Origin of the sequence: Achromobacter sp. (genome assembly GCF_049647645.1) — a bacterium.
Taxonomy (GTDB): Bacteria; Pseudomonadota; Gammaproteobacteria; order Burkholderiales; family Burkholderiaceae_B; genus Achromobacter.
Genome location: NZ_JBARYB010000054.1, coordinates 142,227 through 152,140 on the forward strand (window position 1 = coordinate 142,227; position 9,914 = coordinate 152,140).

Here is a 9,914-nt window from a genome sequence, read left to right on the forward strand (position 1 = left end):
TCATGAGCGGAGCCGATGCGCGTTTGCGGGCCTTGTGGCTGGCCCTGCCACAGCCCACGCCCACGCACTATGCCTATCTGCCGGCGCTGCGGCACGGCAGCACGGTGTATGTCGCCGGGCAGATTCCCAAGCTCAGCGCGGACCAGTTGCTGGTTCAAGGCGCCATAGGCGAGCAGGTCGGCGAAGCGCAGGCGCGCGAGGCGGTGCGCCTGTGTGTATTGCATGCGCTGTCATGGGTCGCCCATCACGCGCAGGGCAGCCTGGATGCGGTGGAGCAGATACTGCGCGTCAACTACTTCTTCCAGGTGGGTGAGCGCGCCAGCACGAGGCTATCCGCCATCGCCGATACCGGATCGGAACTGCTGGTGGCGATTTTCGGACGCCAGGGCGAGCATCCGCGTTCGGTCATCGGCGTGCGCGAGTTGCCGCGCAACGCGCCGGTGCTGGTCAGCATGGACGTGGCCTTGACCGTTGCGGCCGAGTCGCGAGACCCGGCCCGCTGACGCGGGATCGGTCCCGTGCCGTGCTGTTCAGCGCTTGGGCAGCACGAACTCCACCCGCCGGTTCTGCGCCCGCCCTTGAGGATTGTCCGAGCCGTTGGCCAGCCGGTTCGACTGGATCGGCTGGGTATCGCCCAATCCCTTGACGATCAGACGAGCCTTGTCCACACCGTGGCTTGCCAGCCATTGCGCCACCGCCTGGGCGCGGCGCAGGGACAGGTCCTTGTTGTAGGACGCCGATCCCTTGGAATCGGTATGTCCTTCGATCGCGACGGTGCCCGCCGAGCTGGCTTTGATCAGGCTGGCGATGTCCCGCAGCGTAGGCTCGGCGGCGGGGCGGATGGCGGTCTTGTCGAAGTCGAACAGCACGTCGCCCAGCATGGCGACGGTCACGGCATTCTTGTCCTGCCGCACCGACAGGCCGTCGTGGCGCGCAGCGAGTCCGTCTATCTGCGAGCTCAGGTCCGAGATGCCGCCGCTGGCGTCGGAAGGCAACCCCTTCAGGTCCAGGATGGTGGCCTGCAGATCCAGGATCTCGGCCTTGTAGGGTGGCTCCTGCGCCATGGAGCCGCCGGCGGCGGCGAGCAACGCCGCGGCCAGCAGAGTTGACGAGCCCGGGTAGCCGGCCATGGCTAGCGGTCGGTGATCTTGATGGCGTCGAAGGTCTCGACGCTCGGTATCGTCAGCGAGACCTCCTTGATCTCCTTGGGCGGGGCGGGGAATTTCCCCTGCCAGGAGCCGGCGATCGGAGCGTCCTTCTCGGTCCTGATCATCAGTTTGGGATTGGTCAGCGGCTTGTCGTTGCTGTCTCTCAGCAGCAGGTGCTTCTTGTTGCCAGCCACGACGTAGAAGCTGTTTTCATAGTCGCTCTTGCTGATCTGCGGATAGAGCATCTCCGTCTTGCCCATGACGATGGGCTTGAACCGTACCTTGATGGACAGGATGTCGCCGCTGCGCACCGCTTCGACCACCTGGCCTTCGGCGGCGCCGGAGTCGGTGAGGCCGGTAGCCAGGGGCGCGGGGGCGTTCGCCTGGGCTTGGGCAAAAGCAGCCTGGCCAGCCGCCGCCAGGGTCATGAAGGCGCCCAGCGCACAGGCGGCGGCGGTCTTTCTGATAGGAATCACGATAAGCATCCTCTGTCGTTGAAAACCATTCAGGGCAGGGCATCCGGACGAGGACTCATGCTTTTGGTCCCATCCAAAGTCCAACACGTGATGGTCCGACTTTCAGGCGCTTATTGCAGTTTGATGTTTTTCCAAGAAGTTACGGAATCTAGCCAGCAGGAGCGTCATCCGCCGCGGTGCCCGTGATAGCGTGGCGCGGCGACGCTGCGCGTGTTTTCCTTGTGCTGGGATCCGACCAGGGCCTTGCGCCGGGCTTCCTCGTGCTGATGGTCGGCACGGGCCCGGTCCTTTTCCGCATGCGGCGGCGAGTGTGTGTCGGGCGAGCCGGAATCGGGCGCGGCCTGGGCCGGTTTGGGGTGGGGAGTGTTGGGCGTCATGGTGCGTACCTATGCAGGTGACGCGGCTTATGCCGCTCTTCCACGTTACGCCTGGGGTGCCTGTATCTCAAGCGGCAATTGCGACAGACTCTTTCAGGGGCCTCCACCCTTATTTTTGAGGCGCGGGCGTCGCGGTAGCGGCAAAATGGTCATGCGCTGGTTTCCTAGACGTTCGTCTTTCAGGAGAGCCTCATGTGCGACTGTTCCTCTTGCGCCAATCCCCTGCATTTCAATCGCCGCCGCTTGCTGTTCGGTGCTGCTGCAATGGCAGCGGCCGGCGCCTCGGGCTGGATGGGCGCTGCCCAGGCCGCCGTGCCCACAAACGATATCGGTCCTGACGCGGCATTGAAACGCCTGATGGCCGGCAACGCCCGCTACGCCGCCAACAAGCCGAACATGCGGGATTTCTCCGCCGGACGTGCAGCCCGCGCCGTAAAGCAGAAGCCGATCGCCGCCATCCTGGGCTGTTCGGACTCGCGCGTGGCGCCCGAACTGGCTTTCGACCAAGGTTCGGGCGACCTGTTCATCGTGCGCGTGGCTGGCAACTTCGTGAACGAAGACGGCCTCGCCAGCCTGGAGTACGGCACCCTGGTGCTGCGCGCGCCGCTCATCCTTGTGCTGGGCCACGACAATTGCGGCGCGGTGGACGCGACCATCAAGGCATGGAAGGACAAGACCGAGTTCCCGGGCCATCTGCCAGCCCTGGTGAACGCGATCAAGCCCGCCGTCGAACTCGCGAGCAAGTCGGGCGCCAAGGATCTGATGGCCGCGGCCGTGCAGGAGAATGTGCGCATGGCGGTTGATCGCCTGAAGAACGCGCAGCCGCTCTTGCAGGAGATGGTGCAGCAGAAAAAGCTGGGCGTGGTCGGCGGCGTGTACAGCCTGGCCACGGGCAAGGTGACGTTGGTCTGACGCAGCGGCCGGGGTTGGCCGAACGACAGCGCCGGCCGGCCCCGGAACGGTGAGAATTGCTGAGCTTTAAACATTTTTCCCTTCGTAATATCCGCTGAAAGGATATTGAAAGGGGAAGGGGCATGGGGGCGTGCAAAAAATGCGAGGCTATCGTAACGGATCGGCGCGATACGCCCGGACATGAAGACCTGATCAGCCTGGGCGTAGTGCGGTCAGCTGGGGAGACGCCGCGGGGCGTGCAGCAACAAGCGTATACCTGCGCGGTGTGCGGCACGGATTGGGACTATCTCCACGACAAGCGCGACCCGGCATCGGGGTGGCGTCGCTGTGACGCCAATGCGGATGCGCAAATGGCCGAAGAGCCTCTGGCAAGAGCGATGGGCGCGGCCTAGCGCGTGTTGTCGTCAATCGGACTCCATGCCTGCACGCCAGCTTGGCGGCAGACCAGCGCGCCTACATCTGCATTTTCTTCTTGCCCAGCAGCGTCAGCGCCAGACTGCGGCCGGTGCGCATGAACGGGTAGAGCGCCGTCGACAGGCAGGGGTTGCGGAACACGGCGGCGTTGACGCTGTTGAACAAATCGTTGCCGGTGCTGATCAGCGCCAGCCGGTTGATGCAGTCGGCGCCCCAATAGTCCTGGCCGTCCAGGTGTAGCAGCATGCCCTGGTTCAGGTCGTAGCCCTGCGCCTTGTAGGCCACCGCCAGGTCGGGGTGGTCGCGCATGTTCAGCAGATCGATGGGGCCGACGGCCTTCTGCAATTGCAGCATCCGCACGTAGTTCGAGCAGAAAGGGCAGTCTCCGTCGTAGAGCAGGAAGTTCTTTGCGATGGCCATGACGCACCGTGTGGAAATGCGCAGGCGCGAAAAGCGCGCCCGCCGCTTATCTCCGATTAAAACCCATATCGCTGAACGCGCCCACCGCCTGCATCGCGGACGCGGGCTGGGTGCGGGGACATCAGCGCATCTGGCGGACACCATGGCCCAGGCGCCGGCGCAGCAGGTTGCGCAGCGTGACGCCGTCGGCGTAGCCGACCTGCGCCGCGATCTGCTCCAGCGACAAGTTGCTGGTCTTCAGCAAATGGGCGGCGCGTTCCACGCGCAAATCCTGGAAGAACGACAGTGGGCTCTTGCCCAGCACTTCCTGCGTGCGGCGCGCCAGCGTGCGCTTGCTGGCGCCCAGCGCCTGCGCCGCGGCATCCAGCGAGAATCCTTGCGCAAGATGCGCGCGCGCCCAGCGCTCGAAGCCCTGCACCAGCGGCTCGGCATGCGTCAGGTGGTCGGTGATGACATACGCGGATTGCGCCGGCCGCTGGTCCACGATCAGATAGCGCGCCACCAGCGCGGCCAAGTCGGGGCTGGCCTGGCGCACCAGCCACAGCGCCATGTCCATGTGGCTCAAGGCCGCGCCCGCCGTCAGCAGCGACGACGAACGCACCAGCATGTGCCCGTCCTCCAGGTCCACCGCCGGATAGCGCTGCCTGAACAACGGCGCCAGCCACCAGGTGGTGGTGGCCTTGTGGCCGTCCAGCAAGCCCGATTCCGCCAGCACGAAGGTGCCGATGCAGGCCGCGGCGGTGTTCGCGCCAGGGCCGCGTTCCCGCAGCATCCGGCCGGCGTCGCGCACGTCGGCGCGGGCAAGCGCGGGCACCAGCGTTTCGGGCATCTTGCAGCCGATGGCCGGGATGACGAGCCAGTCCGTGTCCGACGGGTCCGGGCTGCCTGAAACAGGCACGCCAAATCCCTGCGAGGTGCGCACCTTGCGGCGCATGCCGACCACCCGCGCCTCGAACGGCTGTACGGGGGCGGGCAGCAGTGGCGACAGCTCATTGGCCGTCGCGAACACGTCCAGGATGGCGGACAGGCCGGTATCGAACACGCCCTCCAGGGCCAGGATCTGGATCTTCATGGCAAGAACGCTATCAAAGATGTCAAAACCGCCAATATTAATAAGGCCAGCCCGGACCCACAATGCCGCTGTCTGATCGTCGGCGCCAAACGTGCGCCGCGTGCCACCGGAGTCTGGTCTTGTCCATTGAAAATCTGCTTGCCCTGACGGTGTTCGCCTTCGTGACCTCTGTTTCGCCGGGCCCCAGCAACGTCATGCTGATGACTTCGGGAGCCAACTTCGGCTTCGGCCGGACGTTGCCCCAGGTGTTGGGGATTACCGTCGGCTTTACCTTATTGCTATTGGGAGTAGGGCTGGGCCTGGGGGCGCTGTTCCAGGCTTGGCCGCTGTTATCCGTGGCACTGAAGATAGGTGGGGCGGCCTACCTGCTGTACCTGGCTTGGCGCATCGCGCTGTCGCGTTCGATCAGCGCGAGCCAGGCATCGACCAGGCCGCTGACCTTCATGGAATCGGCCTTGTTCCAGTGGATCAACCCCAAGGCATGGATCGTGGCGCTGGCCTCGGTGGCGGTCTATGTCGACGCCACGGCGCCCTGGGCTTCGCTGGCCTGGATGTGCCTGGTGTTCGCACTGGTGAACCTGCCCAGCGTATCGCTATGGGCGGGCTTCGGCGTGGCGCTGCGCGGATTCCTTGCGCAGCCCGGGCGCCTGAAGTGGTTCAACATCGCCATGGGGGCGTTGCTGGCGCTGACGTTGTGGCCGATGCTGCGCTGATGGCGCGCGGCCCTGGCGGCAAGCGCGCGGCGGTAGCGCGCCGCGCCCAATTCGGGGTTGGGATCAAGCCGTGACACTGTCGCTGGAGTCGCCCCATGCCAGGCCCATGGCATAGCCGCGCACATCCTCGGGCCACGTGGCGATCTGCTGCGCAAAGCGCTCGCGGTCGCCGGCATACAGCGCCCGCGTCGCTTCCTCGAAACCAGGCAGGTTCCCGCCCATGCTGGACATGAAGCGGTAGGCGGCTTCCTGGCGTTCGCGCCGGCGGTCCTGCGCCTCGTTGTCGCGGCGAGCCTGTTCCACTAGCTTGCGCAAGGCGACCGAAGCGCCGCCGGGCTGGGCGGCCAGCCAGTCCCAATGGCGCGGCAGCAGGGTCACTTCGCGTGGCACCACGCCCAGCTTGGGGCGGCCCCTGCCGCGCGGCTGGGCCTCGTCGGCTGCCGCCACGTCGGGCATTTCGGCCGCCAGGGGCGCCGGTTCGACACGGGCGCGGTGGCGTTCCGCAATGGCGGCGGAGTCGCCTCTCAGATCCAGGTCGACCTGCTTGCCGGTCTGATCGTCGAACACCAGTATGGCGGCGTCGCTGCCCGAGTCCATGGCCTGTTTGACGGCGAGCGCCACGTCGGCCAGGGGGCCAGTGGCAAGCATGCGGTAGCCGGCGAAGGCAGTGTGTGGATCGGTGTGACGGGGTACGGATAGTTGGTTCATTATTTTGCCCGGATAAAAATCACAAGCGAATTATGATCCGGATAAAAATACAAGTCAATATATCCGGGTAAAAATATTGCGAGGCGGCAATCCGCCACTGCGACGTATAGAAATATCCCCGCCAACCTAGGGACAACACCTAGGCAAAACACCCAAGCGGCGTATAATCTTGCTTTGCGCCCGGAGTTACCCATGCGTCTCGTACAAAAAGCGCTCACCTTCGACGATGTGTTGCTGGTGCCTGCGTATTCCGAGGTCCTGCCTCGCGACACTTCCCTGGCTACGCGCCTCACTCGCAATATCAGCCTGAACATCCCGCTTGTGTCCGCCGCCATGGACACCGTCACCGAATCGCGTCTGGCCATCGCCATGGCGCAAGAGGGCGGCATCGGGATCATCCACAAGAATCTGTCCGCCGACGCCCAGGCGCGTGAAGTCGCCCGCGTCAAGCGCCACGAATTCGGCATCGTGATCGATCCGGTCACCGTCACCCCCCAGATGAAGGTGCGCGACGCCATCGCGTTGCAGCGCCAGCATGGCATCTCGGGCCTGCCGGTGGTCGAAGGGCGCAAGCTGGTCGGCATCGTCACCAACCGCGACCTGCGCTTCGAAGAGAACCTGGACCAGCCCCTGCGCAACATCATGACGCCGCAGGAACGCCTGGTCACCATGAAGGAAGGCGCCACGCTGGAAGAGGCGCAGTCCCTGATGCACAAGCACCGCCTGGAGCGCGTGCTGATCGTCAACGACGGCTTTGAACTGCGTGGCCTGGCCACCGTCAAGGACATCGTCAAGAACACCGAACACCCGATGGCCAGCAAGGACGCCCAAGGCCAGCTGCGCGTGGGCGCCGCGGTCGGCGTGGGCGCCGGCACCGAAGAACGCGTGGAAAAGCTGGTTGCGGCTGGCGTCGACGTCCTCATCGTCGACACCGCCCACGGCCATTCCAAGGGCGTGCTGGAAGGCGTGCGCTGGGTCAAGCAGAACTACCCCAAGGTTGAAGTCATCGGCGGCAACATCGCCACCGCCGCCGCCGCGCGCGCGCTGGTCGAGTACGGCGCCGACGGCGTCAAGGTCGGCATCGGCCCCGGCTCCATTTGCACCACCCGCATCGTCGCCGGCGTGGGCGTGCCGCAAATCCATGCCATCTCCGAAGTCGCCAAGGCGCTGGAAGGCACGGGCGTGCCCCTGATCGCCGACGGCGGCATTCGTTACTCGGGCGACGTCGCCAAGGCCCTGGCGGCCGGCGCTTTCGCCTGCATGATGGGCGGCATGTTCGCCGGCACCGAAGAAGCTCCGGGAGAAGTCGTGCTGTTCCAGGGCCGTTCGTACAAGTCCTACCGCGGCATGGGCAGCCTGGGCGCCATGACGGATGGCTCCGCCGACCGTTACTTCCAGGATCCGTCCAACAACGCCGACAAGCTGGTTCCCGAAGGCATCGAAGGCCGCGTCCCTTACAAGGGCAGCGTGCTGGCCATCATTTACCAACTGGTCGGCGGCATCCGCGCCTCGATGGGCTACTGCGGCTGCGCCACCATCGACGACATGCGCACCAAGACTGAATTCGTGGAGATCACCTCCGCGGGCGTGCGCGAGTCCCACGTGCACGACGTACAGATCACCAAGGAAGCGCCCAACTACCGCGCCGACTGATCCGTACAGTCAACTACAATGTCATGCATCGCGCACCGGCAGAACCGCAAATGAATCAGCGGTTCTGCCGGTGCGGTTTTATTTACTGCGGTTTTATTCTTTACCGGTAGAGTCTCCATGCACCAGCGCATCCTCATTCTCGACTACGGTTCGCAAGTCACCCAGCTGATCGCCCGCCGCGTCCGCGAAGCCGGCGTCTATTCCGAAGTGCACCCCGGCGACGTCGACGACGCCTTCGTGCGCGATCAGTTGGCGCAAGGCTTGAAGGGCATCATCCTGTCCGGCAGCCACGCCTCCGCCTACGAAGAAGGCTCCATGCGCGTGCCGCATGCGGTGTTCGAGCTGGGCGTGCCCGTCCTCGGCATCTGCTACGGCATGCAGTCCATGGCGCAGCAACTGGGCGGCGTGGTCAGCTTTTCCGACCACCGCGAATTCGGCTACGCCGAAGTCCGCGCCCATGGCCACACCAAGCTGCTGGAAGGCCTGGAAGACTTTGCCACGGCCGAAGGTCATGGCATGCTGAAGGTCTGGATGAGCCACGGCGACAAGGTCACCGAGCTGCCCCCGGGCTTCAAGCTGATGGCTTCCACGCCGTCCTGCCCGATCGCCGGCATGGCCGACGAGGACCGCAAGTTCTACGCCGTCCAGTTCCACCCCGAAGTCACGCACACCGTCCAGGGCAAGGCCATGCTGGCCCGCTTCGTGAACGAGATCTGCGGCTGCGAAGGCGACTGGAACATGCCCGACTACGTGGCCGAAGCCGTCGCCCGCATCCGCGAGCAGGTCGGCACGGACGAAGTCATCCTGGGCCTGTCCGGCGGCGTGGACTCCTCTGTTGCCGCGGCGCTGATCCACAAGGCCATCGGCGACCAGCTCACCTGCGTGTTCGTCGACCACGGCCTGCTGCGCCTGGACGAAGGCAAGCAGGTCATGCAGACCTTCGCCGAAAATATGGGCGTGAAGATCATCCACGTCGACGCCACCGCCCAGTTCATGGGCAAGCTGGCAGGCGTGGCGGATCCGGAAGCCAAGCGCAAGATCATCGGCCGCGAATTCGTCGAAGTGTTCCAGGAACAAGCCGGCAAGCAGCAAAGCGCCAAGTGGCTGGCCCAGGGCACGATCTATCCCGACGTCATCGAATCCGCGGGCGCCAAAACCGGCAAGGCCACCTCCATCAAGTCGCACCACAACGTGGGCGGCCTGCCGGACACGCTGAACCTGCAACTGCTGGAACCGCTGCGCGAACTGTTCAAGGACGAAGTCCGCGAACTCGGCGTGGCCCTGGGCCTGCCGCCGCAGATGGTCTACCGCCACCCGTTCCCCGGCCCCGGCCTGGGCGTGCGCATCCTGGGCGAAGTGAAGCATGAATATGCCGAACTGCTGCGCCGCGCCGACGCGATCTTCATCGAAGAACTGCGCAACACCAAGGACGAAGCCAGCGGCCTGACCTGGTACGAACTGACCTCGCAAGCGTTTGCGGTGTTCCTGCCGGTGAAGTCGGTGGGCGTGATGGGCGACGGGCGTACTTATGAGTACGTTGTCGCTCTGCGTGCGGTGCAGACCTTCGACTTCATGACCGCTGATTGGGCGCCGCTGCCGCATCCGCTGCTGGCGCGGGTTTCGTCGCGCATCATCAATGAAGTGCGGGGGATCAATCGCGTGGTGTATGACGTGTCGAGCAAGCCGCCTGCGACGATCGAGTGGGAGTGAAATCAGGTCCTTCAGGGACTATCGCCAACTATCGAAAAACTGCCGTAACGTATTGATCTAGAAAGAAATACGTCGCGGAAGCTATCGGTGGCTATCGCCGGCCAGCAAAACAGGTTGGCGGTAGAACTGACGGTAAGAACTGGAGGTCTGATTAAGACCCTCCCGTTTACTATTGAGACCAAACCGGTCTTTGACGGTAAATGTCTCCTCTGGAAAGCTTGTTTCATGCGGCTTTCCAGGCATCAGCAGGTCTCCTGACCCCTGACGGTAAAAGCCGTCAAGAACAGGAGGAAAAACCTCGATGCTTACCG

12 protein-coding genes are annotated in these 9,914 nt (G+C 64.5%); 5 read left to right on the forward strand and 7 right to left on the reverse strand.

Annotated features, from left to right (window positions below; all coding sequences use genetic code 11):
- Positions 1 to 2: 2 nt before the first annotated feature.
- Positions 3 to 503 (forward strand): RidA family protein, encoded by a 501-nt coding sequence (locus WBB14_RS06335; RefSeq protein WP_424239077.1) that lies wholly within the window; start codon positions 3 to 5, stop codon positions 501 to 503.
- Positions 504 to 530: 27 nt separating this feature from the next.
- Here the strand turns inward: WBB14_RS06335 and WBB14_RS06340 are convergent, their stop codons facing one another.
- From WBB14_RS06340 to WBB14_RS06350, 3 genes are all read right to left on the reverse strand, one after another.
- The gene (locus tag WBB14_RS06340; protein WP_424239078.1) at positions 531 to 1,130 is read right to left on the reverse strand and encodes an OmpA family protein; all 600 of its coding nucleotides are present in this window, start codon (positions 1,128 to 1,130) and stop codon (positions 531 to 533) included.
- Between the two features lie 2 nt (positions 1,131 to 1,132).
- Positions 1,133 to 1,624: a hypothetical protein gene (locus WBB14_RS06345; RefSeq protein WP_424239079.1), complete on the reverse strand. Its 492-nt coding sequence runs from the start codon at positions 1,622 to 1,624 to the stop codon at positions 1,133 to 1,135.
- 164 nt (positions 1,625 to 1,788) lie between these two features.
- Positions 1,789 to 2,001, reverse strand: coding sequence for a hypothetical protein (locus WBB14_RS06350; protein WP_332016017.1), 213 nt, complete (start codon positions 1,999 to 2,001; stop codon positions 1,789 to 1,791).
- Between the two features lie 192 nt (positions 2,002 to 2,193).
- Between WBB14_RS06350 and WBB14_RS06355 the strand changes: the two genes are divergently transcribed.
- Positions 2,194 to 2,913, forward strand: coding sequence for a carbonic anhydrase (locus WBB14_RS06355; protein WP_424239080.1), 720 nt, complete (start codon positions 2,194 to 2,196; stop codon positions 2,911 to 2,913).
- Between the two features lie 453 nt (positions 2,914 to 3,366).
- On the opposite strand, the gene WBB14_RS06360 is transcribed toward WBB14_RS06355, so the two are convergent.
- Together WBB14_RS06360 and WBB14_RS06365 are read right to left on the reverse strand one after the other, a co-directional pair.
- Positions 3,367 to 3,747, reverse strand: a complete 381-nt coding sequence (locus WBB14_RS06360; RefSeq protein ID WP_013394373.1) for a DCC1-like thiol-disulfide oxidoreductase family protein — start codon at positions 3,745 to 3,747, stop codon at positions 3,367 to 3,369.
- Between the two features lie 121 nt (positions 3,748 to 3,868).
- Entirely contained in the window at positions 3,869 to 4,819 is a 951-nt protein-coding gene (locus tag WBB14_RS06365) for a GlxA family transcriptional regulator (protein ID WP_424239081.1), read from the reverse strand.
- A gap of 119 nt (positions 4,820 to 4,938) precedes the next feature.
- Here WBB14_RS06365 and WBB14_RS06370 point away from each other — a divergent pair, with 119 nt between their 5' ends.
- Complete coding sequence (locus WBB14_RS06370) at positions 4,939 to 5,532, forward strand: LysE family translocator (RefSeq protein ID WP_424239082.1); 594 nt, start codon at positions 4,939 to 4,941, stop codon at positions 5,530 to 5,532.
- A 63-nt stretch (positions 5,533 to 5,595) separates the two neighbouring features.
- Here WBB14_RS06370 and WBB14_RS06375 read toward each other — a convergent pair whose 3' ends face one another.
- Complete coding sequence (locus WBB14_RS06375) at positions 5,596 to 6,240, reverse strand: DUF2239 family protein (RefSeq protein WP_424239083.1); 645 nt, start codon at positions 6,238 to 6,240, stop codon at positions 5,596 to 5,598.
- A gap of 192 nt (positions 6,241 to 6,432) precedes the next feature.
- On the opposite strand from WBB14_RS06375, the gene guaB reads away from it, so the two are divergent.
- Both guaB and guaA read left to right on the forward strand, forming a co-directional pair.
- Positions 6,433 to 7,893, forward strand: a complete 1,461-nt coding sequence (guaB, locus tag WBB14_RS06380) for an IMP dehydrogenase (RefSeq protein ID WP_013394369.1) — start codon at positions 6,433 to 6,435, stop codon at positions 7,891 to 7,893.
- 117 nt (positions 7,894 to 8,010) lie between these two features.
- Positions 8,011 to 9,603, forward strand: a complete 1,593-nt coding sequence (gene guaA, locus WBB14_RS06385) for a glutamine-hydrolyzing GMP synthase (protein WP_424239084.1) — start codon at positions 8,011 to 8,013, stop codon at positions 9,601 to 9,603.
- 81 nt (positions 9,604 to 9,684) lie between these two features.
- Here the strand turns inward: guaA and WBB14_RS06390 are convergent.
- Positions 9,685 to 9,914 (reverse strand): hypothetical protein (locus WBB14_RS06390; protein ID WP_424239085.1); only part of this gene is annotated, 230 nt, incomplete at its 5' end.